We start from the raw sequence: 24,560 nt of genomic DNA on the forward strand, positions 1-24,560 counted from the left end.
GCAGCCATGTTGAAGAAGTTAAACCTGAACGCGACAAAAGACGGCACCGATATCAAACTGGCGGTGAAAGACCTCAGCAAGACATATGGTTCATTCACGGCTCTCCATCCCACTGATCTTGAATTGAAGGCCGGAGAGTTCATGACTCTCCTCGGCCCTTCGGGATCAGGGAAAACGACACTTTTGATGATGGTGGCCGGTTTGCTGAGTTCCGACTCCGGCGACCTCTGGATCGACGGTCGTCGCACCACGAATGCTCCCCCGTGGGAGCGGGGCATCGGAATGGTGTTCCAGAACTATGCCCTTTTCCCCCATATGAGCGTCTTCGAGAATGTTGCCTTTCCTTTGCGGATGAGAAACGCACCACCCGAAGTCATCAAACGCGAAGTCACGAACGTCTTGCAGATGGTACAGTTGGAACACACTGCCAATAGGCGTCCGCGCGATCTTTCCGGCGGTCAACAACAACGCATCGCGCTGGCTCGCGCGTTCGTATTCAAACCTCATATTATTCTGATGGACGAACCGTTGGGGGCGCTCGACAAAAATCTGCGCGATCAGCTGCAGCTCGAAATCAAGAATATCCATAAAACCCACAAAACAACGATCCTTTACGTTACACACGACCAGGGCGAAGCTCTAACCATGTCTGACCGGATCTGCCTGATGAACCACGGCAGGATCGAACAGCTGGATACCCCATCTGAACTGTATTTCAGGCCAAAAACGGTTTTTGCTGCGGACTTTCTGGGCGATTCAAACTTTATCGACGGCGAAGTCGTAAATCGCAATGGCGACTACGTGTATCTCGCGGCTAGTTTTGATAGCCAAACGATATTGCGAGGATATGGCCCAACTTTAAGCATTGGCGATAAAGCCCGAATGATGGTTCGACCGGAACGCCTCAAACTTTCCGCAGACTTGCCACAAGATTGGAATGCTATCCCCGTCACGGTCAAGCAATCCATCTTTGTGGGCAGCTTTACCCGGCATTATGTCTCTGATCCCACGGGCGCTGAAATGGCCACGTTGGAGCTTACCTCGGGACCAAATGGTCAACCCATGGCAGGGCAAAGAATGATGGCGGTATGGTCACCTGACAGCGCAGTGGTTCTGCCGAACACGTCGGGGAAATCGTGATGAACGTCAAAGCCATTAAAGGCAACCCCCAACCGTTCAATCTCTCTTTGCTTGTCGCGAAATGGGGTAAGATTGCGCCGGCGCTTGTTATTCTTATTCTCATCGCCATCTTGCCAGTGGCCAGGCTCCTTGAGTTGAGCTTCCTGGACGGCGGCAAATGGAGCCTTGATCACTATGGCCGTCTGTTGTCCTCGCCTGTCTATCTGCGCGTCCTTGGCACGACGTTCCAGATAGCTGCACTGACAACAATTTTTACCCTGATCCTCAGCTATCCGATCACTTACTTTGCAGCCAAGCTGCCTCGACGTCAGAAGAACATGGTTCTTTTCGTCATCATGCTTTCATTCTGGTCAAGCTTTCTCATCAAGACCTTTGGCTGGATGGTGATTTTGAGCAAGAATGGGCTGCTTAGCCAATTGCTCGAACTGCTCGGCTTTGTGAGCGAACCCGTCGGTTTTCTCTACACACCAACTGCCGTCGTGATCGGCATGACACATGCCATGGTGCCGCTCTGCATATTGACCATGTTGCCGGTGTTCCAGTCCATTGATCACAATCTCTCAAAAGCGGCAATGGTATTGGGCGGCAAGCCGGGCAGCGTTTTCTGGCAAATTTATTTCCCACTGTCCTTCCCCGGCGTTACCGCCGCCGCTCTGCTCGTATTCATCACATCTCTTGGGTTCTTCATCGTACCGGCATTTCTGGGCGGCAGACTTCAGACGATGCTGACCCAGCTCATCATTGAGCAGATTCAGGAATATCTGAACTGGTCTTTTGCCGGAGCATTATCGCTCTTGCTGCTTCTGTCGGCTTTGCTGGTCTTCTGGATATATGATCACCTGATCGGCCTATCCGCCCTCGCTGGCACGTCTGATCAGGACAAGTCCGGTCGGTCCATGGGTTCGATCAGTCGGCGACTGATGAAAATCGCCTCACTCGTCTCGGATGGTCTTTATAATTGTGTGAACCGGCTGGTTGGTTCCCAGATGCAGAATGTCGGAAACCTCACGCGCCATCTCGTCATCGGGTCGACGCTTTTGTTCCTGATTTTTCCGGTTCTCGTCATGGTGCCGGTTTCCTTCACCGAGGGCAGTCGCATGACCTGGCCACCGGAAGGTTTCAGTCTCCGTTGGTACGAAGCCATTCTCACCTCTCAAATCTGGACGCAAGCCGCTATAAGATCATTGATCGTTGCCTTGGCCTCGGCAACCTTGGCTGTCATCATCGGAACGCCCGCAGCTTTTGCGATTGCCCGCCAGAAACTGCCTGCCAAGACCTTGATCCTGGCGATCATTCTCTCGCCTTTGATCATGCCTCGAATGGTCTTGGCCGTCGCACTGTTCTATCTTTATGCGCAGATCGGTCTCGTAGGCACTTATGTCGGGCTAATTATTGGCCACGCAATTCTGGCGATACCTTATGTCGTCATAACAATCATCGCCGTGCAAAAGCAGTTCGACCCGCGCTATGAACAGGCGGCGTGGAGCCTCGGCGCGCGCAAGACACAAACGTTACGACGCATTACCCTGCCTCTTCTCAGCGGCGGCCTATTCTCGGCGTTCATCTTTGCAATGATCACATCATTTGATGAACTCACGATAGCCCTGTTCGTCACTGGTGGCTTAACCACGACACTTCCAAAGCAGATGTGGGACGACGCAATGAATATTGCCACGCCAACGCTTGCAGCACTTTCGACATTGATGCTGCTGTTTGTGGCCGGATTGACGCTGATAGGTCTCAGACTGCAATCCCGTAACTGACCACTCTAATCACGCATAGAAAAACAAGGAGGGAACTATGGACAAAATGATGATCTCAAGGCGCAGCCTTTTGAAGGCTACTGCGACAGGTGCAGGGATCGCGCTCGCAGCGCCGATGATCGCCCGCTCGGCCTTTGCACAAACCAAGCAGATAGTCATACGGACGCCGGGTGGTCCAACCGCCATAGCCATGCAGAAATCCTATTACGATCCTTTCGAGGCGGCCACAGGCATCAAGGTGGTACCAGCCACCTCAACGAACGAGCCGGTCAGTCAGGTCAAGGCCATCGTCGAATCTGGCGCCAGAACATGGGATATGGCGGCATCGTTTTCGCGTTCAACCATAAGTCAGCTGATCAAGGATGGTGATTATCTTGAGCCACACGGCCTGAGCGACGATCCAGCCATAGCTATAATACCCAAGGCCTATCGCAATGATTTTGCAGTGGGGCACGGTATTTATGCGACACCGATCACCTATCGAACGGATAAATATCAGACCGCTCCTAAAAACTGGGCTGACTTTTTCAATGTCGAACAGTTTCCCGGACCTCGCGCCATGCGCAAAAACCCCGTGGAAACACTCGAGATTGCACTGATGGCCGATGGTGTTCCCAGAGAGCAGCTATATCCTCTCGATATCGACCGCGCCTTTAAGTCACTAAGCCGTATTAAGCCACATATTTCAAACTGGTGGACAACTCCGGTGCAAGCGACGGAACTGATCGTCAACGGCGACGTGTATATGGTTCCCGTGTGGGTAAACTTCCCCGTCGCGGCTATCGGCGATGGTGCTCCGCTCGGATTAAGTTGGCAGAACAACATCTTCGGTGTCGACATGTTTACGATACTCAAAGGATCGCCAAATGTGGATGCTTGCCGGGAGTTCATAAAATTCAGTCTTCAGGCAAAACAGCAGGCAGGCGTTGCAAGCCAGGTCGCCATCGCACCTACCAATCCCGACGCGTTCGCCTTGATACCACCTGAAAGGGCAAAGCTTCTCGCCAGCAGCCCCGAAAACTCAAAGGATGCCGTGGAGATCAATAGCGATTTCTGGTCCGCCAACCGAGACGCGATTTCGGATCGCTTCAATGAATGGCTACTCGAATAGTCAGGCAAGTATGGACAATCATTTCGAGTGGACAGGAGAGATCATGGAAAAAGCGAGCTATCAATTCTCCACGCCTGTGCTTGCCAACGCATCCGAGCGGGTACTGGGCCCGTGGACGCCAAGGCAGATGATCCTTGACGGCCTCGTTTCATTACGCAAGGACGACAAGGCAACAGGAAGAGCCTATACAATAAGGCTTCGACGTTCATCAAAGCCATCAAGAGCAAATGCCGCCCGGACATTGGCGGCTTACGACGCCGCGCCCGCCGACAGCATTGTGTTCATTCAGCTCGTGGATGATCTCGGCGGCGCCGTAGTCGGTGATATTATCGCGCATCGGCTTAAAAAGCTGAAGGTCGCGGGCGTCGTTGTTGAAGGTCCGGTACGGGATATTGACGGTCTCATCCAGTTTGGCCCACCGATCTGGTATCGGAATGCAGTCGCATCGGGCCTCGAACTGGCTGAAACAGAAGTCGAAGTGCAGGTTGCGCTTCAACTGGGCACAGCATTGGTTGAACCCGGGTCAATCATATCGATCGACCGCGATGGTGTGTTCGTCTTCCCCGGCACGCATTATGAAGCACTGGTTAGCCAGGCAGATACGATTACGGCCAAAGAGGCATTGGTTCATGCGGCCCTGGAAAACAACGAGACCTTGTTGAGGGTCCTGAACCTGGACGACGAGATAACCCCATGATCGGGAAGCAGAAAGGCATTATCATGTCAAACGAGACAGAGTTTTCATCCGCAAAGGATGGCGTGGGCAGTTCAACCATCTGGGATGTCACGGAACATCTACACGGAGGGTTCGCCATTCGTCACAGAACCGTAGATACATTGAAAGCACTTCGGCCAACGGATCGTGCGATAGGCGTGGCCTATACAATCAGAATGCGTCGCGCCAAAAACAGCGACCCTTCAAACAGACTGCAGTTTCTACAGGCATATGACAACGCTCCGAAGGGCGCGGTGGTTGTCGTTGAAGTGCAGACCGACATTGGCGGCGTACCTATGGGTGATCTGGTGGCTCATCGATTGGCGGCAATTGGGGTCAGCGGCGTTGTAATCAATGGACCTATCCGGGATACGGCTGGTCTGGCGAATGTTGCTCCACCAACGTGGTACAAGAACATTACACCTGCGGGCCCAATCTCGAAAGAGATAACGGTGGAAGTTGGTGTTGATGTGGTCGTTGGTGGCGCGGTCGTCCGTAGCGGCGATCTTATCACTGCCGATGCAGACGGCATAATGGTAACACCTCCCGGCGAAGCCGATGAGCTTGTGGATGCAGCGAATGCCGTCGTGGAGCGCGAAGCCGCAATACATCAACGTCTTTCGAATGGCGAAAGCCTCGCTTCCATTCTGATGGGGCAGTAGACCGGCCGTTTGATCAAGAACTCAGGCTGTATATCCACTTTGATGAGTGTACAGCCCAATCACAAGCGTGGAAGTAGGCGTACTGCTGAGCTGTACGAGAAGTCGTAATTTTCTCAAATCCGCGTATAGACAAGAAATTCAAACCCATTTTGCATCGGCGGCGTCAGGTCTTTGAACAACGCGCGAAAAGCTTTAAGCTTTCCGCAGATAGGCCGAACTCGCATCGAAAGACAGCTCGTCCCAGGGAGGAATAAGCCATGCCATCGACCAAGGTCGCGCCGCTCGCGAAAAATCTGAAGGAACTGGAACGTCAAATCCTGTGGCATGCCTGCTGGATGATCCATAATGCAAACCATCTTCGCGAAAAAGGCGAAGTGAAAGTTGGCGGTCATCAAGCGTCGTGCGCCTCAATGGTGTCGATTATGACGGCGTTGTATTTTCACGTCTTGAAGCCCGAGGACCGGATTGCTGTCAAACCTCACGCATCGCCGGTATTTCATGCCATCCAATATCTGATGGGCAATCAGACCCGCGATAATCTCATCAATTTTCGTGGCTTTGGCGGTGCGCAGTCTTATCCGAGCCGCACCAAGGACATTGATGACGTTGATTTTTCTACTGGCTCGGTGGGGCTGGGTGTGGCAATCACCGCCTTTGCATCCATAGTGCAGGATTTCCTGGCAGCGAAAGCTTTTGGGACCGATATTCCAAAGGGACGCATGATCGCGCTTGTTGGCGATGCCGAACTCGATGAAGGCAACATCTATGAATGTCTTCAGGAAGGCTGGAAGCACGACCTTCGCAACACTTGGTGGATTATCGACTACAACCGTCAAAGTCTGGACGGGGTCGTGCGTGAGAACCTGTGGCAGCGTATTGAAGGCATATTCACCGCCTTCGGCTGGGACGTCAAAGTACTCAAGCATGGAATACTCCAGCAAGCAGCTTTCAAAGAGCCCGGAGGGGAGAAGCTGCGCTCATGGATCGACAATTGCCCGAACCAACTCTACTCGGCTCTGGCATTTCAGGGCGGCGCAGCATGGCGGCGGCGTCTGAATGACGAGATTGGCGATCAGGGCGACGTAAGCCGATTGATCGAAAGCCGGTCCGACGACGAACTCTCTGACCTGATGAACAACCTCGGTGGCCATTGCGTCGAAAGCCTCGTGCATACGTTCGAGGGCATTGATCACGACCGGCCAACAGTCTTTCTTGCTTATACGATCAAGGGGTGGAACACACCGCTCGCCGGACACAAAGACAATCACGCCGGGCTGATGACCAAGGCCCAGATGCAAGAGTTTCAACGACGTGTCGGTGTGCCCGCAGGAAAGGAATGGGATGAATTTGGTGCTATCCCGAATTCAACCGAAGTCGAGAAATTCCTCGAAACTGTTCCGTTCTTTGCAAATGGCAAACGACGCTACAATGCCGAACCGGTTCGCACGGACGGTCCCGTTTTCCTTGATGATCGCGAGCTTTCGACACAGGCCGGTTTCGGCAAGATACTGGATGCCATCGGGCGGAAAGACGATGATCTGGCTCGCCGCATCGTCACGACAGCACCCGATGTGACCGTTTCGACCAATCTTGGTCCCTGGGTCAACCGACGCGGGTTGTTTGCGCGCCAGACCCTGGCGGATACTTTCCAGCAGGAGAAAGTGCCGTCGGTTCAGAAATGGTCATTTGGACCGGGCGGGCAACATATAGAACTCGGGATCGCCGAGATGAATCTGTTTTTGCTTCTCGGCGCGGCGGGCTTGTCTCATTCGCTTTTCGGAGAGCGGCTAATCCCAATCGGTACCGTATACGATCCCTTCGTAGCGCGCGGTCTGGATGCCTTGAATTACGCCTGCTATCAGGATGCCCGGTTCATGATCGTCGGCACACCTTCCGGCGTCACCCTTGCGCCTGAGGGTGGGGCTCATCAGTCCATTGGCCAGCAATTGATCGGCATGAGTCAGGATGGTCTAGCGAGTTTCGAGCCCGCTTTCCTTGACGAACTTTCAGTCATCATGGACTGGTCGTTCGACTATATGCAGCGAGAGGGTCATGCAAAACATGACCCGCGAACCTGGTTGCGCGACGAGGCAGGCGGTTCAATCTATTTGCGCCTGACGACGAGACCAATCGAGCAAATCGCCCGTCGGGAAGATTCAGCGTTTCGTCAAGGCGTCATCGACGGCGCTTATTGGCTTCGCGAACCCCGACCAAACACGCGTCTCGTTCTTGCATATCAAGGTTGCGTGGCGCCTGAAGTTCTGACAGCCGCAGGCCGCCTTGCAGAAACACAACGAGACGTTGCCGTGCTCGCCGTCACCTCAGCCGATCGCCTCAACGCTGGCTGGACAGCAGCTCAGCGGGCACGACGCCACGGATTTGGTGAGGCTGCAAGCCATATTGAAAGGCTGTTGGCTCCCGTTCCGTCACATGCGCATTTCATAACCGTCACGGACGGACATCCCGCAACGCTCGGCTGGCTGGGCTCTGTTCACGGCAATGCGACCACATCGCTTGGCGTCGAACATTTCGGGCAGACGGGAACGATCGCTGATCTCTATGCGCATTTCGGTATCGATACAGATTCAATTATCGATGCGGCAGAGGCCATCTCTCGTCGTCTCGCTAAAGCGGGTTAAGATTCAAACACTCTCAAGGCTCTCCCTGCCCAAAGCGGGAGAGCCACCCATACTGGTTGTGGGCTGCAAAGTCTTTTGAGAAGGGAGTTTCGTGTTCCCCCGGATACCTTTTACCTCAGTGATAACATCGCCTACGCAAGCGCGGAGGTGAGCGGGCTTAGGCGCTTCCTCGTCGTTGAGCAGTGTCATAAGGCCGAATGCACCAGGTTATTTGCTAATCCAAGCACTCACGCCGCCTTGTCTCCCACCAGACGGTCCCTTCCCTCTTGCTTGGCCTGATAGAGGTAAGTGTCAGCGCGCGTGATTGCCGATTTGAATGGCTCACCATGTTCGAGGACAGTGACGCCGAAACTCGCGGTGAGACGAAGGTTTGCAGATATGTGATACCACCTTCGCGCTGCAAAAGAGCAACGCAGATCTTCCACTATGGTAATTGCGGCTTTCATTGGAGTACGGGGCAGAAGAACCAAAAATTCCTCTCCTCCCAGTCGCGCCACACAGCTTCCATGGCCAGCCCGCTCTTGCAGCAGTTGAGCGAAATCGGCCAAAACCATATCACCGGCATGATGCCCATATTGATCATTCACCGTTTTGAAATGATCAATATCAGCCAAAACGATTGTTGCCTGTTCTCTTGAGACGTTGTCTAGCTGAAACGAACGTATGAATGCCTGCATGCCTCTGCGATTATAGACTCGCGTGAGTGAATCCGTATTTGCCAGATTGCGGTAACGATCAATCACGTCCATGCTCACGGCAAGCACAATCGCAAACGTCAAGATAACCACACCAAAAAGCCCGGTATACTGAAGCACCACACCCCAGAATGAGCGGCTCCAAGACCCCACCTCCGGTGCAAGATCGTTCAATAAGAGATAGACGCCACACTGACACAATAGAAACAGAAATATCGCAGCAAATGTTGCAAAGATTATGGTGTCTGAGGACGATTTCACTTTCGATTTCACGCGCCAGAGAGAAGCTAGGATCAACGACGCGCTACCGGTGAGGATTGATAGTGTTTCAAGCCGTACGCTTTGGAAGACCATCAGTGAAAGGGCGGCCATGCCCAAGAAAACAACCACGATAGTTACATCCAGAACCGGCTTCTTTCGGATTTTGAAACGCTCTGTAAGTGCACGACAGCAAATGGCCACACCCGCCATTATAAGCGAGTCTTCTCCCAAAGGTTTGAGTGCCGAGAATGTAACTGTTCGAAAGAGCATGAGGCCGTAACCAGCTCCAAGGAGGCACAGCCCACTGCCCCATGAAACTGTCGGAAAGCCAAACCGGGCAGCACCAATCAGACCAAAGCCGCAAACAAGGATCAACAATGGAACGGACCATTCCAGAGCGGAATTGATCATGAGACGGCCTTCACGAGTTTTCAGTTGAATTGAGACGCGATGAACGTCGAAAGAACGAATGAGCTGCGCGATAGATTACCCATTGCTTGCCCACATTCTCGGTGTTCGACTAGCATCTGGACACATGATCGACAAGCCAAGATTTAGTTAAGTTCATCAAAACAATGTGTTCTTTATAAATGATCGGTGAGAAATGATTACTTTTCCATCCGCAACAATTTTCTTCAAATAAATAAAGATTATTTTCCTATTGATCGCGCTTCAGCACCATAAAGTTCCAGTAAATTGGATAAACAAATTCACCACCCAGATATTTTTTCATACAGGAAAAGACGGCATTCCGTAATAAATGCCGTCTTTTAGATTATCTGAATACCAATAATCCCCGATCAGCCCAATGTTGTTCGCCTGTCCCGATCGAATATATCTGTGTTGGCTTTTAATTCTTTTAGAAAAAGCACGAGATCGAAACCCGCCATTTTTCACGCGTCGGTAAACACGCTTACAAACTTGAGATTACTGGCAGTATGCTGGCTTTTTGTCGCCAGCCATGCTGCAACCTCGCTTGATTTCATCTCTGATCAGATCGCACGAATTGGCCGCATTGCATGGCGGATTCGTAGCAGGTGAAATCTCCTTACATTGATTGACGAGGATGTTCGCCGCTTTCGCACCAATCTCCTGCTTGCAGTCAGCCGCCGTATCCGCCTCGTCCTTGTCACCAAGTTTTTTCAACCAACCCAACTGTTGGCTCAAAAGACCGATCCTTTGGCGGGTCAATACTTCCTTGCAGTCGGCTTCGGAAACCATAATCGCGTAGTTCACCTGCTGATAGCGACACTCACTATCGCGATATTTAATCCAGTTGCGCTGACTTTCCTTGAGTTGCCCTTGATTGGAAGCCGGCAACGCGTTGATGACCTGACCATAAAGATCATTCAGCCTTCGATCCGCCGCCTTTAGATCAGCATAGGCCACCGAAGACTGGAGTACAGCAAACGCAACCAACACAATTGTTAATAATCGCTTCATCGACACATCCCCCTCGTTTACAATCAAACATTGACAGCCGCGCCCGAACCAAAGGCACTCTGCGCCGCCATCCTATTACTTGGTGGTGTATCCTCCATTAACGAGGATGGTCTGGCCAGTCATCCACCAACCTTCCGAGACCAGAAGACGGATCCAGGGAACGATGTCACCGATATCCGTGAGACCGGTCTTCGAGAAACTCGAAAGGGCTGCTGCGGTCTTATGATAGGCCACAGCATCAGCGCCCTCGGCAGGATAGAAGAAAGGCGTATCCATAGGGCCAGGTCCGATGGCGGTTACAGAAATCCCTCGTTCGCCGAACTCCTTTGAAGCCGCACGCGTGAAATGTTCAACGGGAGCCTTGGTACCGGCATAGCTCGAATAAAACGGCGTATAGGCGCCGAGCAGGGAAGTCACCAATGTACAAATTTTGCCGTTGTCGTTCAGTTGCTTACCCGCTTCCTTGATGAAGAAGAATGCAGCCTTCGCATTGACTGCTGACATTTCGTCATACTCAGCTTCCGAAATTTCCGTCATCGGCTTCTTCAAAACCTTACCGACGGTGTTGATCGCGATATCCGGCTTGCCAATGGCAGCAATGGCATCAGCGAACAGTTTCTCTGTTGCACCTGCAGTGATCAGATTGGCCTGAAAGGCAACTGCTTCAGCGCCTGCCGCCTTCACAGCGGCAACGGTTGCGTCAGCGTCAGCTTTGCTCGCAGCGCTGTTGTAGTGGATTGCGATTGCCTTGGCCCCATGAGCGGCTAGATCACGGGCAATGAGCCCACCTAGATTCTTTGCACCACCAGCAATGATGGCGGTTTTGCCCTTAATGGAATGATCAGTCATGGAATTAGGCTCCTATAGTTTATAACGAAATACCCAGGATATTGGAGACATAACGATCTCACATAACCCAAGCGACCGCTGTCAGTTATAAGGGGGCGGACTGACAGCGGTCTGTCACCGTGGCCAACATTGACCAGTATGGAAAGTCCTCGCCAGCCTCCGGTGATTGGTCTATAGCATCAAGCAGGCAGCTGGCCGTTCCGCGACATCATAACTGTAACCCCGATTGTTCGTGCCGGCGTTGACAGGACATCGTCATAGTTCGAGTATCTGTCATCGCCTAAGCTCGCACTTAAACCGTCTACCACATATTCGATAGGACGGTAGTCAAGGGGGCCTGGTTGCTATGAGGCGTGTACGAAATGAAACTCGAAGTCGTTGGTCAACTCCTGTGTGAGACGTTGTGCAACTCAGGATATACCAGAGTTCCTATTTAGATCGCTGCTACAAAGTAACGGCCGACCATCAGATTCCAGTCCTATTCAGATAGAAGAGTTGTTTCAGAATACGCTGATATTCGCAGATGCAACCAAGCCCAATGGTCGACGGACGCATTGGACCTCAATGGTGCTATATTCCACCGCGCCGAATTTTCGTTGGTGTCGTTCTTCTGCGCTCCCTCATAAGTGAGGTCATATGGCTTTGGCTTCCGAACCCGCAGGTTCTCCATATCTCAGCTAGAGGGAGATCATCAGCCCGGATCAACATCTCGGCATATTCCAGCCGCAAGTCTATCAGATATTGATGTGGGCTCTTTCCGGTGGTTTGGCGAAATCCGCGCGCGAAGTGACTGACCGATATGCGAGCCAAACTTGCCAGTTTCTCAATTGGAATATTCTCCGACAGGTGAGATCGCATGTAATCATCGACGGTACGCCAGGTTTTCGCCGAAAGCCCACCAGAAGCCGGGCTGTAATTCACCTTTTTGATTGAAGAATGGTTCCGCAGTACGTTCAACCAGAATGCGACATTGAGAGAATCCAAATACAGTAAATTTGGCTTGTCACACTCACGCAAAATCTCGTCACGCATGAGGTTCGCCAACGCCAATGCGGTCTTATCGACACTTCCAGCTCTGAGCGGCCTTAACTCGTACTCGTCATTGTCGAACTCCACGGCCGCGAGGTTGCGCAGACGCTCCGCACCGAAAGACGTCAATATATTCTCTTTCGGTGTGTGCCATCGAGCAAAGAGATCTGCCTTATCCGGAATCAACTCCAAAGAGCCAACCGGAACATTTGCAGAGGTGCGTCTGTCAGACCCTAGCCTCGCTTCCCGTTCCATCTGCGGAGTTAGAAGAATAAGAGCGAACGGCTCCGGGGCCACCAGCTGGATCTCATTTGGTCCTGTTCTGGTGAGCGTAACTGCGCTTTTCTCTGAACTGTAAACCTTGCCCCATTCTTCCGGGATGCTCTCGAGCCACTTCATCTTCGAGCGATACCCGGAACGACGCGCTGCGAATTAGCGAATTTAATCCCTACACGACTGCAATCGGTCAAACGAGCGAGTATCGACGGCGATCCGCCACAGCTTTCAGATTGAGGAATGCAGGCAAGCAACAAGTATCGGCAGACTTCGGTAATAGATTGGTGCAAGCGCGAAACGGGCTTTTGATGTTGCTTATTCCAGAAAGGTCGCATCCAATCAAAGAGACCAATTTGATGGGAAAAGCCACGCTGTGATTTCGTCCGGATGTGTGAAGGATTACACTTCACATCCTCCGCCGTTACGATTATCGAACTCGCCATTATTGGCCAGTATGTTCGGTCACCCATCCACGCTCCACAATCGCATTATACAACGTCCATCGATTTGACATTGCTTAATAAGAACTACAGCTCGGATTATTATATAAGTGAGTAAAATTGAATTTAGAACGTTACGTAACCGTCACATCAAAGACGCAACGTCTTAGCTTTCTCCTCAGAAAAAGGGGCCTCTGAGCCGTTATGTTAGGTTCCTGTCTGGAAATGGGCATAACGGTCCCCCGCGAAACCCGATAGATGCATTCGCAATCATCCTATCGAGACGTTGCGTGTAAATCTGGGTATATACCCTCCCTTGGGAATCGTAATATGTATAGGCTCGGATTTCCCCAGTCCTTTATTATATGCATCGAGTGTGTCGCGAAGCCGCTTCGCACTGGTTCTAACGAGTGAATCTCCGACCAGATCATCCCCAATTTTTCGATCAAAGACGTCAAGCGCGATTGCGCATTCCTTAATTCTATCCGCTCTCCCGGAAAGCGTTTCTTCGACAATATAGATAATGAACTTGCGCGCTCGTGGCGAGCGGGCAAAGTCAATTGAATTCGTCATTCTGAAAAGGCAATCACGGATAACATCTTCAAATCCTGCAATATCGTTTAATACGGCTTCGACATCAGATGCATTATGTGAGCTCTGGGTTGGCCCTAGCGTTAAATACTCAGCGTTAATTGACTTCTGCACATTGCTTGTTCCGTAAGGCAATGCCTGCACGTCATTGGGCGTCGTGGCTATACTTGCAAGTTCAGGTGAGCGCACCGATGTGTAGGATGTGGAAAATGTGGTCGTTCTCTGTCGATAGGCAGCAAGTACATCCAGGTTTATCGCCAGGAGGACGGAGAATGCGAGTACAACCCCACCGATGAGCCCAGTATATTGGATTAGTATCCCCCAGATAGAATTGCTCCATAAACCGACTGTAGGCTCTCCATCATCAAGGAATATGTAAATGACCGCTTGAATCAGCAAGCAGGCGAAAACAAAAATAAAAGATAATAAAATTATTAAATCGGGTGTTGTCCTGTTTCTGAACTCTACCTCCCACACATATGAAAGCACGAGGACTGCACAACCAATAATTATCGATAGACTTTCCAGTCTGACACTGTGGAAAAACAACAGAGAAAGAGCTGCAGCCGACAATGCGAGGAGAACAATCACCCCATCGAAGACCAGGGACACTTTCAGCTTAAACCTCTCAGCAAATGCCTCACAGCAGATCGCCACGCCTGTCAGTAACAGGAGATCTTCTCCGAGAGGTTTAACTGCAGAAAAGCTCTTCGTACGAAAAAGCATCAAACCATAGCCGACCCCTAAAAAGCATAATCCGACACCCCATTTCGTGGTCATCGCGTTTAATTTCGCCGCAAGTATAAGCGCGAGCCCACAAAGGAAGAGTAATATCGGAACGGACCATTCCAAGGCGACATTGATCATAGTTGGGCCTTTTTTAAACCGCGAACGCGAGGGAACTGGGGGATCCTCGCGTCACAATCCGGAGGGGATGAAAGCCACTCCATTATGGATGTCGACTAACATTACCTCGTGAACGCCACAACTATTTTAAACACTTATATCTTACAAATAAGTATTTATTCTATACATTTTTAGTGAACACCTGCTTGCAAAGAAATTCCGTCATGATACTTGATGATTTATCTCCATTATACGATGAGCATACGCTGCTGCCATTTCGGAATGCCGACTACGACTTCAGCTAGTTGTCTGCATCTGGATCATCGACCTGACAGCCAGCGCCGTGACATCCAATATAATCGCCTTGTGTATCAAAGTTCGGATTGCCGTCCTTATCAAACTGAGGTCGCGTGTCGATCTGACGTTCTTCACGGCGACGGCGCTCTTTCTTGCGTTCGCGCTCCTGCCGCTCATGAAGACCATCCATATAGCGCCGCTCTTCATCGTCGTGACGCGCGCTCTGCTCCATCATGCAGCTTGCGAATGCATCTGTATCGGGGCGAAAGCCGAAGGATGAACATTTGTCCTGGTCGACTTCCTCTGCGGTAACACAACCGGCAACTGCCAGCGGCAGGAGTGCGAGCAGCATATGTCTGAACTTGAGGCTCATCAATTGATATCCCATGTTGGAAACCATGGCGCCGGTTAACGACGGCTGCCATATCACTTTGTGCTGTAAGAGACGGTTATGGACTTTGCTTGTAACGCATCTGCCCGAACGCTTGATTATCGATATCTGGTATGAACGCTGGGCCAACGACGCGAACCTCGCGGATTGGAGCTGACCGATATTGTTCGGGAACAACTTCTGCGACCATAGTTGCCACTTTCGCCGGCCCCGTGTCTGGCAACGAAGTTGTCGAACCTGCAATCCGTCGCGGTTGCTTTTTGACAGTCATGAGTGAGGCGACTTTCGCAACATAACCATTCCAGTTGCAGCGTTTGAATTCTCCATCACCGTGATAATCGTAAGCCGTTGTGAGATCGGCATAGGTTTGACCCGTCTGGACCGAAACCATTTCAGCGGATTCTTCGTTCTGGTCGTTAACATAGACTGCCATATCGTTCGTATCGCAGATCATTCTGCACTGAATAAGCGCGGCATCTGTGCCGCCTTTCTGGCCGAACTGCGAATTGGGCGTCGGAAAGTAATAACCGTCCGAAAGACGCACGCAATATTGCAGTCCATTTTTGAATCCGGGGACTTTCTTTGGCCTGTCTATAGCTGGCCCCGTGCGGGCGAGTGTTGCGGAGTTCAACATGTTGACTGCTTTTGGACGCTGTACTGCAGATGCAAGGGCCTTGCATTCCCGATCAGCGGAAGATGCGAGGCTCAGCTCCTGCTGGACTTCACTAATTTTCATGCCAACGTCACGACAGGCATTGAAAAAACCGCCATCAGATTTACCGGGTTTACAACCCCGACCACGCTCAATGGCTCGAAGCGCCGAAAGTTGTCGTTGCAGCATCTTAATTGCGGGATTATTTGCAGATGCACTTCCGCAGGTAGCTGCGAAAGTATCATTTGGTGTTAACCCAATCACGAGAAGGGCAAATAGGGCGGTCACCTTGTTCATAGTACCCGTCCCCCGACGTTCTATCCAGCTTGCTTCATGAAATCGTGTTCACTGCCTTGATGATCGTTATCATTGTGCCTTTGTAAAAATGGAGCGGGTTGGGTTCCCGCCATCAGCGCGGTCAGAGCCAATTGCAAATAGAGAGGTGCCCCTCGACGGTCGATCGCTTTTAACGCGGCCCTGGAAAGCCCCAACGTATGAGCAAGCTCGCATTCCGATTTGTTCAATACTGCGCAAACCTTCGCCAAACGGAATTTGACCGCCTGCCCTCGCTTCGCCATTACCCGCTGCTCCTCGATAGTCTGTTGTGAGTTATGATTGCCCTTACAGGGTCGCAGGGCCTGACAGGCCGGAAGCTTTTGAAGGATCAGCCGAGCGCGATCGGAAACGGCCCTCCCGAAAGAGTGCTGTCGATGAACTGCGAGACGCGTAATTCCATCCGAATACCCCCAGCATGCATCAAGTCGCCAACAGCGATCGCCGAAAATCCGGTGCCTTCGATCATTGGGCACAAGATCGGCATTGCAAATGCCCCCTCAAGCGAGATTGACGATCATGTATTTTCTGTTCGCTAAACTATTTATATATTCAATAAATATGATTACATTAAATATTGCTCTATGAATGAATTCGGATTATCAGGAAATAACTTTATTTCTCCCAATTCTGCTAAAAAGAGACCAGGTTTAAAAGCACGCCGCTATCCAACGATGCGGAGCTGATGTTCTACGCTTGATGGGTCTTGAACATCTGGCGTAAACCACCAGCACATTGGCATTTTTAGATGCGATAATGGAAAACTAAGAATTTGAGATTCGAATTATATATTCAAAATGCCGATTGAGAATTATCTGTGCCGTTTATTATATTATGCTAAAATATAATTTCTAAAAGCCATAGCGACAACCACCGCGTAAATGAGGGACATAGTCTTGCCCCTCATTTATCGACGTCAACCTTAATCTGGATTGTCGACCAGGCATCCGACGCCATGGCAACCGATATAGTTGCCATGGGTATCGTAGTTGGGCTCTCCGTTTTTATCGAACTGCGGCGTTGTATCTATATCCCCGGAGTCATCAGGTCGGTCGACTGTACACCCAATACCGTGACAGCCATTATAATCGTCGGAATCACGATGATTGCTGGTCGTGTGATGGTGCTTGTGCCCACTATCAGCAACCATTCCCTCAACGATCGCACCCAGAACAGCGCCCGCTACGACACCGCCTATATCATGACCGTGATGATCATACTGGCGTGCACCTGGATCAAATCCATCGCCACGACCGTGGTGATAGCCACGCACATCTGCAAATACACCAGAACACCCCTGGGCAACCCAAATATAGCGGCTCTTCGGATTATATCCCCACGTGCGATTTAAGATGCACGCCGAACTCGAAGTCTGGTGAATGAGCTGAGGTTTGGACAGCGGCCCCGCGTAACATTCATCATATTTGTAGTCTCTGGATCGACATTCAACAGTCGTTTGAGCTTGAGCGTCGACGATGACCGACGGCGCAATATTGGCGCCCACCAAAATGGCTGTAGCCATGGACAAGTATCTCAGCATTCTTCCCTCCGAATACAGTTCACTTTCGTATTGCACATGAACATCAGAAAATGCACGCTGGCGGCACGGCGGCCTATCCATTTATACTTGTATTCCATCCAATTAGCTTTGTGTAAAATAAGCATATTTAATATTAATGCGATGCAAATTAGCTATATTTAATATAATGACGGGTAGTTGATAAATATCAACCAGTACCGTTGTATTGCGACAGAGATCGTGCGGGGGAGTTGGCTTTTGCGTTTACTAAGCAGGCGGTATCAGAATGTCTACGTTGACACTATCATGCAGGCCGCCTTGGCCGCACATAATCAAACACATCGGAACGATAGCTATAAGCAGACTTTTCGTGCGTATGCCCTTTGCGCTGCATCACCTCGGACTGACCGAAGGAGCGCATCACCGCGCTAAGTAGAATGAAGTTCACGGAATTCATGTGTGCTTACTAAGATTGGTTCCGACTGTATATATCCGTTGGGAATTCCCCCGCAAGAAATTGATCGTTTTCAGAATTCTCAGCAGTTTTAGGCTAAAAAGCCAATACGTCCGACTTGCCCAATTCTAAGTATATTATATTAATCTTCTTAATTGATTCTCGAAATGCTTCCTGCACAGGAAGCTGCGCGACAGAGGGGCCGTCGATTGCGTGTTGACCATGTGGAGATGTCTGTTGCCATTCCAACCCTTCGCGCGCGGATCTGCAATGCGCGGAAGAAAGAGTTATTGAACTCTATTTGCTTCCATCCTGTGACCTTGGCCGCAGCGATGACGGTGCTGTTGCCCTCCGCGCAAGCCTTGGCGCAATGCGCACCATCGGCACCGGCGGCAGTTAGTATTTCTTCAGGCAGTTGCTCGGATCCCGCTTTCACCACGCGAGAAAGTACCGACGCTGCACCAGTAGTCGACGTTTCCGGCACGGGGAGTTATAGCGGCGCATCCGTCTATCTGACAGCAAGCGGCAGCGGTTATGGTGTCCGTGCGAGCGGTGGTGGGACGATCAGCGTGATCGGCTCCTCCTCGGACGCGGCTGAAGTCACCACCAATGGCACGGACGCCTATGGTCTCTACGCCGAGGACGGCGGTGTCATTATAGGCAGCTACACGATTGTCACCGCGAGCGGCGTCGGTGCTTATGGCATCAGTGCAGTTGGGGCCGACAGCAGCATTACACTGACCGACAGCGCCGTGTACACGGCACTCGACAACGCGCTCGGCGCATATGCCGCCAGCGGCGGCACAGTCACACTCACCCGCACCGACGTCATGACTGACGGTATGGCTGCCACTGCCGTGTTTGCCGACGTCGGCGGAACGATCACTCTCAATGATTTGAATACGTATAGTTTCGGCGACAATGCTCCAGGTGGAGTGGCTTCAGGCGCCGGCAGCAATCTTATTCTTAACAATAGTTACTTGAACGGCTATGGAAGCGGTAGCGCCGTGCTGTTCGCAACCGGCGGCGGAACGATCACAATGAGCGGCGGCGCCATCGCGTCAGGCGACTATTATGGCGGCACAATCAACGCCGATGCGCCGGGCATGCTTGCCCGCGGTGTTGATAGCAGCATCGTCGTCCGCGATGGTACCAGCAGCGCCACCTACGGCGCAAACAGCCAGGGCATATGGGCCGATGCCGGAGGCAGCATTGATTATGCTGGTTACGGTATTTTCACCTACCAGCCCAATTCCACCGGCGCGGAAGCAAGTGGCGCAGACAGTACTGTCATTCTGACCAAAACCATAGTCCGGACGACCGGCCCTTCCAGCACAGGTCTGCTTGTCACCGATGCCGGTACGATCACCGTGACCGGAACTGAAGTCACCACAGGTTATATAGTGACCGGCGGCAACCCGCCTGCTCTGCAGTTTCCAGTGGTTGAGATAGGCCTCGAAAGCCATGGCGCAGATGTGATCGGTGTCGACAGCAAGCTGCAAGCTCAGGACACGAAAATCACGACTACTGGCGATGGAGCCATCGGCGTTCGTGTCAGCCAGGGGGCTGCGGCCTCGATTACGGGTGGCACCATCAGGACAAAGGGCGGCGAAAGCGCCGCAGTTGGTGGCGCCGACGGCGTCCAGGCGACCGACGCTGGAAGCACCGTCAGCTTGTCTGGCACCAATATCACCACGGAAAACAATAATGCCATCGGCATACATGCGATGGCGGGCGGTTCGATCACTGCTACTGATGTAAACGTTACCACTATGGGCAGCGCCGCCCATGGTCTTGCGGCGGTAAATGGCGGCACGGTCATCGCATCCGGCACGGCAGTCGCGGTTGACGGTGCCGGATCGGCGGCAATCGATCTTGCTGGAAGCGCACCGGGCACGGTGTCTTTCACCGGCGGAAGTCTGAGTGCCACCAATGCCGCGATCATCCTCGCCGAGGGCGGCATTGGTACAGTCTCGATCAATGGCAACACGGCAATCAGCCCGGCTCTGGTCAACGGACAGCTCTTGCTTGCAAAGGTGACCGAGAATACGGTGGGTACGCCTAGCAACCTGACGCTCAATATTGACCGCATAGCTTCGCTTACCGGCGACATCGTCGTTGATCCTTCGACGCTCACCTATAATCTCAGCAACAGCCAGTGGACCGGTCATCTTGTGCTGACCGGCCCGGGCAATACAGTCAGCGCCAGTCTAAACACATCGCAATGGACAGGCGACTTGCTGGTCGACGCAGGTAACAATGCGGACGTGTCACTGGCGCAAGACAGCCTTTGGACAGGATTAGCGCAGAACGCGACAGACATCACGATCGATGCCAGCAGTATCTGGAACATCACTGGCGATTCCAATGCAACCGATATTGTTGCGAATGCGGGTCTGATCCAGTTCCTGCCGCGACCGGAAGCCTATAGCACTCTGACCGTTGGCAGCTACACCGGCAGCGCTGGCAGCCGTATCGGTTTCAACACCTATCTTGGTGCCGACGGCTCGCCGAGCAACCTGCTGGTGATCAATGGCGGCCAAGCCAGTGGCACGACATCAGTGCTCATCAACAATACCGGCGGTTCGGGAGCGCAGACCGTCGCCGATGGCATCATGCTGGTGCAGGTAACGAATGGCGGCACCACCACGACCGATGCTTTCACGCTCGGCCAGCGTGTGGCTGCGGGCGCTTACGAATACCAGCTCTTCCGCGGCGGCAGCACCGATGCGAACGATTGGTTCCTCCGGTCCCATATTATCGACACATCGACAGGCCCTACGACGGAAGAACCGGATACTCCGATCTACCGTCCAGAAGTGGCGCTCTATGCGCCGATTCCTGCAATTGCGCGGCAAATGGGACTTACCACCTTGGGCACGCTGCATGAGCGCGTGGGCGAGGAGGAAAACCTGCGAGGCTTGCCGGAGTCACGGGCCTATGTGAACGGTGCTTGGGGACGGGTGTTCGGTGAACACTTCAGCAACCGATGGGGCGGTTCCGTTGATGCCAGTGCGACAGGCGATCTGACAGGCTTCCAGACGGGCCTCGACATCCTGCGGCGAACAACGGATAGCGGTCATCGAGATCATGCTGGCCTGTACTTCGCTTACTCCAACTACAATTCGAGTTCGGTGCGCGGCTTCGCGCAAGGAGTACAAGACTTGTCGGTGGGCGAGCTAACACTGAAAGGTCCATCGGTCGGCGCCTATTGGACTCATTTTGGTCCGACGGGCTGGTATCTCGATGCGGTGGTACAGAGCAGCTGGTACGATGCAGATGCGACATCGCTTTACAACGCCGGTCTCTCCACAAAAGCGACTGGATATACGGCATCGCTGGAAGCGGGCTATCCGATCCGCTTTGGAGAGGAAGATCGCTGGCTGATAGAACCGCAGGCGCAACTCATCTATCAGGACGTTTCGGTGGACGGGGCCCATGATCAATATTCGGATGTGAACTGGGATACAGGCAAAGCCTGGACCGGACGATTGGGAGCGCGGCTGCAATATACAAGGCGCGATGAGCGCGGAACATTGTGGCAGCCCTATGCGCGGTTCAATCTCTGGCATTCCTTCTCAGGCAATGACACCGTGTCCTTCGGGCCATCCTCACCGGCGATTGAGAACAGGTTCGGCGACACAGCATTCGAGATCGGTGGTGGGATAACTGCGCGCCTGAAGGAAAAAGTGAGCCTATATGGTCAAGCCAGCTATCGCTGGTCGCCTGACAGCGGGCGTAGTCACCAAACAGCAACGGCTGGTACCTTCGGCGTCCGCTTCGATTGGTAATCGGCGCTTGATGCTATGAACCAATCCAAAACGCAGGCCAGGCTGACGGTCAAAATATGGTTAGCCTAGAATACGCTTATCGCCCGAACAAAAGCAAGATTGGTAGAGCCTTCGGCCAAACCATTTCCTGGAGCGAGATTTGGGTCATCGCGGAATCCGATGCTGCTCCCTGTTGGTGCTGTTCCTTGCACTCGAAAAAGACAACATCACCTTCATCGATTTTTTCAATCGGACCACCTCAGCGTTGCGCGCGGTTCCTGCCGGAGGTGATGGTAATAACCTGACCCGACATAGGTATGCCACGCGGTACGCCCCTGGCTGAAATTGAGGATGCCAACCGGCCATACACGAAGGCTAGTTGTGCAGGAACAGCGGCTGCATACAGACCGTTACGGTAGATACTCGTGACTTTCGTCCTTATCTGTGGATCGATAAGTACCTACATGTGACAAAAATATGCACTTTTGCATTAACCTGAGCGCGGACGGAATTCGTTCTTTGACAAAACTCCTATGTGGCGTTCCAGGGCACCGTTATCTTAACTTTACTGTAAATGTTGGTTGCGATAACTGGGCATGATCAGATCTGGCACCTCGCTTTATCATCGCCATCGTTATCCCGCAGAGATTATCGCCGAAGCAGTGCGGCTGTATTTCGGCCTTCCCCTCAGCTTTCGCATGGTGGAAGACATGCAGGCCTATCGCGGGATCATCTTCAGCTATAAGACGGTGCGTGAATGGGCAGAGAAATTCGGGCGCGCCTATGCCAACAGTATCCGTCGCCGCACACCGCACCTGGGCAACAAGTCACATTTGGATGAATGCGTGATCTCGATCAAGAGTTAGCATTATATTCTCTCGCGAGCGGTTGATCAGAATGGGTTTGTGCTGGATGTTCTTGTCCAGAAACGCCGCAATACAAGGGCCGCCAAGCGCTTCATGCGCAAGCTTCTATCTGGGCAAGGCTGCTCACCGCGTGTCATGGTCACCGACAGGCTTGGCTCTTATGATGCGGCCAACGGAGAAATCGGCCTGACGGACTGCGGTCATCGTCAGTTACGACAAGCCGTCACAAGCATGTGGCGGGAAATCGCGCACTTGAACGCTGCATAGGAGTTTCGTTAAAGAACGAATTCCGTCCCCGCTCAGGTTAACGTAACAGCGCCCATCAAGAACGTAGCCATTGGCGTCAACGGCGCGCCACAGCCAATATTTCTTTCCCTTGATCGTCACCACCATTTCATCAAGCTGCCATTTCTCGGCAAAGTGACCTCGCGAGCGCTGACGGAGTTGGTGGGCGAATTTAAGGTCAAACTTTTCAGCCCATTCCGAGACAGTCTGGAATGAAACCTCAATACCGCGCTCGGCACGCAGATCCTCGATGTCGCGAAAGCTGAGCGGGAACCGGCAATTGAGCCAGACCGCATGGGCGATAATCTCGGCAGGAAAGCGGTGACGTCGAAAATGGGCAGGTTGGGCTTCGGTCATAGCCATCGAATATCAAATCGATCCAGACTATTCCGTTAACCCGCCGCTACCGCCGCAACTTCCCTTTCACCGACCAACGCGGTTTTCGCGACAGCAACCGCCTCACCGGTTGCAGCCGCAATTGCTACATTAACGGCGAGCCGTGCCGCTATTTCGCCTGCGGCTTTGTAATCGCCAGCGTGTTGAATTCCGCCTTTATCTGAACCACTTTTCCATTTCGCTCGTGTCCTGCAATAAGACAGAAAAAATGTGTATTCCCATTCACTTAAATTCGAGAAGCTGGATCCGGGACAAATGGAAAAGTGGTTCAATTCGTGTCGCAAATCAACACCTTTACGCTTCTCGTTGAGGCGCTTCGGTATAGAAAAAAATGAGACAGCTGACGAATTTGATTGCCAATCAAAAATCGCTTGGCATGAACTTATAGTAGAGAATTCAAACGCTTGATCATTTAGTCGTTAGGTAGGAACTGTAATCCTGAAGCTAGATGTCGGTTCATGTGATAGACAAAATCTATCGCTTCACCAGACCGGAGCGCCTCGAGAATCCGATCATGTTCTTCGGCCGCCTCTTTCAATGCTCCGCGCTGAGACTTGCCCAACTCCATCAGCCTGAGAACAACTGGTTTGAGCATGCCATATATTTCGGACAATGTATGATTTCCGGCCGCATCCACCATGATCTGATGGAATCGGAAATCATATTCAGATGCCGATGCCGCGTCGCTAGCGTCGGCCATCGTGCGATTTGCGCTATCCATTAACTGGAGATCAGCTTCGCTCATTTTGCCGACAAGCAAGCCTGCCAGGTTCATCTCGGTCAGCCTTCGAAATCCCTGTATATCGGTGAACATGTCGGTAGATATTTCAAGAGAAACCGAAAAGAAGTCGTGCATGGCGGCACGCCGACGGTCCGTAATGACAATACCAGCCTTTTGTCGAGACTCTATAATTCCATAAGTTTTAAGAGTCCGAACCGCTTCACGAATGGTATTTCGTCCGGTATCGAACATCGATGCTAGCTCGTTCTCTGTAGGAAGAACGTCGCCTACCGTTAAACCCTTTTCTCGAATTAAAGAACGAATTTGGTCGATCGCCTGATCAACCGCAGACTGCTTGTCCGCCTTCATAGGATCAATTTCAACCATCGCGTTCCCTTTCCAACCCGTCGTCAAGA

General features: G+C 52.1%; 18 protein-coding genes and 2 pseudogenes. 8 read left to right on the forward strand and 12 right to left on the reverse strand.

The genetic code is table 11. The annotated features are described in order from the left end of the window. The first annotated feature begins 6 nt into the window (after window positions 1-6). From FGI60_RS20335 to FGI60_RS20360, 6 genes are all read left to right on the forward strand, one after another. On the forward strand, window positions 7-1,140 hold the full coding sequence (locus tag FGI60_RS20335) for an ABC transporter ATP-binding protein (RefSeq protein ID WP_138786732.1): 1,134 nt from the start codon (window positions 7-9) through the stop codon (window positions 1,138-1,140). Then, the gene (locus FGI60_RS20340) at window positions 1,140-2,903 is read left to right on the forward strand and encodes an ABC transporter permease subunit (RefSeq protein ID WP_138786733.1); all 1,764 of its coding nucleotides are present in this window, start codon (window positions 1,140-1,142) and stop codon (window positions 2,901-2,903) included. The genes FGI60_RS20335 and FGI60_RS20340 overlap by 1 nt, the downstream gene beginning before the upstream one ends. 37 nt (window positions 2,904-2,940) lie before the next feature. Continuing rightward, a complete protein-coding gene (locus FGI60_RS20345; protein ID WP_138786734.1) occupies window positions 2,941-4,014 on the forward strand; it encodes an extracellular solute-binding protein in 1,074 nt (357 codons plus the stop codon). 43 nt (window positions 4,015-4,057) lie between these two features. After that, complete coding sequence (locus FGI60_RS20350) at window positions 4,058-4,711, forward strand: RraA family protein (protein ID WP_171058819.1); 654 nt, start codon at window positions 4,058-4,060, stop codon at window positions 4,709-4,711. Window positions 4,712-4,734: 23 nt separating this feature from the next. Next, window positions 4,735-5,391 (forward strand): RraA family protein, encoded by a 657-nt coding sequence (locus tag FGI60_RS20355; protein ID WP_171058820.1) that lies wholly within the window; start codon window positions 4,735-4,737, stop codon window positions 5,389-5,391. 257 nt (window positions 5,392-5,648) lie between these two features. After that, window positions 5,649-8,030 (forward strand): transketolase-like TK C-terminal-containing protein, encoded by a 2,382-nt coding sequence (locus FGI60_RS20360; RefSeq protein ID WP_138786737.1) that lies wholly within the window; start codon window positions 5,649-5,651, stop codon window positions 8,028-8,030. Between the two features lie 227 nt (window positions 8,031-8,257). Here the strand turns inward: FGI60_RS20360 and FGI60_RS20365 are convergent, their stop codons facing one another. From FGI60_RS20365 to FGI60_RS20405, 9 genes are all read right to left on the reverse strand, one after another. Beyond that, window positions 8,258-9,397 (reverse strand): GGDEF domain-containing protein, encoded by a 1,140-nt coding sequence (locus tag FGI60_RS20365; RefSeq protein ID WP_138786738.1) that lies wholly within the window; start codon window positions 9,395-9,397, stop codon window positions 8,258-8,260. A 516-nt stretch (window positions 9,398-9,913) separates the two neighbouring features. After that, window positions 9,914-10,429 (reverse strand): lysozyme inhibitor LprI family protein, encoded by a 516-nt coding sequence (locus tag FGI60_RS20370; protein ID WP_138786739.1) that lies wholly within the window; start codon window positions 10,427-10,429, stop codon window positions 9,914-9,916. Between the two features lie 75 nt (window positions 10,430-10,504). Further along, the gene (locus FGI60_RS20375; protein WP_138786740.1) at window positions 10,505-11,278 is read right to left on the reverse strand and encodes an SDR family oxidoreductase; all 774 of its coding nucleotides are present in this window, start codon (window positions 11,276-11,278) and stop codon (window positions 10,505-10,507) included. Window positions 11,279-11,848: 570 nt separating this feature from the next. Then, the gene (locus FGI60_RS20380; protein ID WP_138786741.1) at window positions 11,849-12,706 is read right to left on the reverse strand and encodes a helix-turn-helix domain-containing protein; all 858 of its coding nucleotides are present in this window, start codon (window positions 12,704-12,706) and stop codon (window positions 11,849-11,851) included. 587 nt (window positions 12,707-13,293) lie between these two features. Beyond that, entirely contained in the window at window positions 13,294-14,481 is a 1,188-nt protein-coding gene (locus FGI60_RS20385; protein ID WP_138786742.1) for a hypothetical protein, read from the reverse strand. Window positions 14,482-14,761: 280 nt separating this feature from the next. Then, entirely contained in the window at window positions 14,762-15,130 is a 369-nt protein-coding gene (locus tag FGI60_RS20390) for a hypothetical protein (RefSeq protein WP_328592672.1), read from the reverse strand. 76 nt (window positions 15,131-15,206) lie between these two features. Then, on the reverse strand, window positions 15,207-16,097 hold the full coding sequence (locus FGI60_RS20395) for a DUF2865 domain-containing protein (protein ID WP_138786743.1): 891 nt from the start codon (window positions 16,095-16,097) through the stop codon (window positions 15,207-15,209). Window positions 16,098-16,117: 20 nt separating this feature from the next. Next, a complete protein-coding gene (locus tag FGI60_RS20400; protein WP_138786744.1) occupies window positions 16,118-16,378 on the reverse strand; it encodes a hypothetical protein in 261 nt (86 codons plus the stop codon). Window positions 16,379-17,055: 677 nt separating this feature from the next. Beyond that, complete coding sequence (locus FGI60_RS20405) at window positions 17,056-17,655, reverse strand: DUF3011 domain-containing protein (RefSeq protein ID WP_235889881.1); 600 nt, start codon at window positions 17,653-17,655, stop codon at window positions 17,056-17,058. 741 nt (window positions 17,656-18,396) lie between these two features. Here FGI60_RS20405 and FGI60_RS20410 point away from each other — a divergent pair. Then, window positions 18,397-21,897, forward strand: coding sequence for an autotransporter outer membrane beta-barrel domain-containing protein (locus tag FGI60_RS20410; protein ID WP_171058821.1), 3,501 nt, complete (start codon window positions 18,397-18,399; stop codon window positions 21,895-21,897). Window positions 21,898-22,472: 575 nt separating this feature from the next. Then, window positions 22,473-22,955 (forward strand): annotated as a pseudogene (locus tag FGI60_RS26830) (IS6 family transposase); the annotation flags it as partial. A gap of 108 nt (window positions 22,956-23,063) precedes the next feature. Here the strand turns inward: FGI60_RS26830 and FGI60_RS20420 are convergent. From FGI60_RS20420 to FGI60_RS20430, 3 genes and pseudogenes are all read right to left on the reverse strand, one after another. Beyond that, window positions 23,064-23,384, reverse strand: a pseudogene (locus FGI60_RS20420) (IS6 family transposase); the annotation flags it as partial. Between the two features lie 35 nt (window positions 23,385-23,419). Beyond that, window positions 23,420-23,707, reverse strand: a complete 288-nt coding sequence (locus FGI60_RS20425) for a hypothetical protein (protein WP_210238458.1) — start codon at window positions 23,705-23,707, stop codon at window positions 23,420-23,422. Between the two features lie 128 nt (window positions 23,708-23,835). Then, window positions 23,836-24,531 carry a FadR/GntR family transcriptional regulator gene (locus FGI60_RS20430; RefSeq protein WP_138786748.1) on the reverse strand — a complete coding sequence of 232 codons (696 nt, stop codon included), beginning with the start codon at window positions 24,529-24,531 and terminating at the stop codon, window positions 23,836-23,838. Window positions 24,532-24,560: the final 29 nt, after the last annotated feature.

The sequence above is a fragment of the Brucella haematophila genome, assembly GCF_005938105.1.
Taxonomy (GTDB): Bacteria; Pseudomonadota; Alphaproteobacteria; order Rhizobiales; family Rhizobiaceae; genus Brucella; species Brucella haematophila.

Coding starts and splice junctions, on each gene's coding strand:
- FGI60_RS20395 (WP_138786743.1), bottom strand. CDS start 16,097: ATGAACAAGGTGACCGCCCTATTTGCCCTTCTCGTGATTGGGTTAACA.
- FGI60_RS20340 (WP_138786733.1), top strand. CDS start 1,140: ATGAACGTCAAAGCCATTAAAGGCAACCCCCAACCGTTCAATCTCTCT.
- FGI60_RS20380 (WP_138786741.1), bottom strand. CDS start 12,706: ATGAAGTGGCTCGAGAGCATCCCGGAAGAATGGGGCAAGGTTTACAGT.
- FGI60_RS20400 (WP_138786744.1), bottom strand. CDS start 16,378: ATGGCGAAGCGAGGGCAGGCGGTCAAATTCCGTTTGGCGAAGGTTTGC.
- FGI60_RS20360 (WP_138786737.1), top strand. CDS start 5,649: ATGCCATCGACCAAGGTCGCGCCGCTCGCGAAAAATCTGAAGGAACTG.
- FGI60_RS20335 (WP_138786732.1), top strand. CDS start 7: ATGTTGAAGAAGTTAAACCTGAACGCGACAAAAGACGGCACCGATATC.
- FGI60_RS20385 (WP_138786742.1), bottom strand. CDS start 14,481: ATGATCAATGTCGCCTTGGAATGGTCCGTTCCGATATTACTCTTCCTT.
- FGI60_RS20405 (WP_235889881.1), bottom strand. CDS start 17,655: ATGGCTACAGCCATTTTGGTGGGCGCCAATATTGCGCCGTCGGTCATC.
- FGI60_RS20355 (WP_171058820.1), top strand. CDS start 4,735: ATGTCAAACGAGACAGAGTTTTCATCCGCAAAGGATGGCGTGGGCAGT.
- FGI60_RS20365 (WP_138786738.1), bottom strand. CDS start 9,397: ATGATCAATTCCGCTCTGGAATGGTCCGTTCCATTGTTGATCCTTGTT.
- FGI60_RS20350 (WP_171058819.1), top strand. CDS start 4,058: ATGGAAAAAGCGAGCTATCAATTCTCCACGCCTGTGCTTGCCAACGCA.
- FGI60_RS20430 (WP_138786748.1), bottom strand. CDS start 24,531: ATGGTTGAAATTGATCCTATGAAGGCGGACAAGCAGTCTGCGGTTGAT.
- FGI60_RS20370 (WP_138786739.1), bottom strand. CDS start 10,429: ATGAAGCGATTATTAACAATTGTGTTGGTTGCGTTTGCTGTACTCCAG.
- FGI60_RS20375 (WP_138786740.1), bottom strand. CDS start 11,278: ATGACTGATCATTCCATTAAGGGCAAAACCGCCATCATTGCTGGTGGT.
- FGI60_RS20345 (WP_138786734.1), top strand. CDS start 2,941: ATGGACAAAATGATGATCTCAAGGCGCAGCCTTTTGAAGGCTACTGCG.
- FGI60_RS20390 (WP_328592672.1), bottom strand. CDS start 15,130: ATGAGCCTCAAGTTCAGACATATGCTGCTCGCACTCCTGCCGCTGGCA.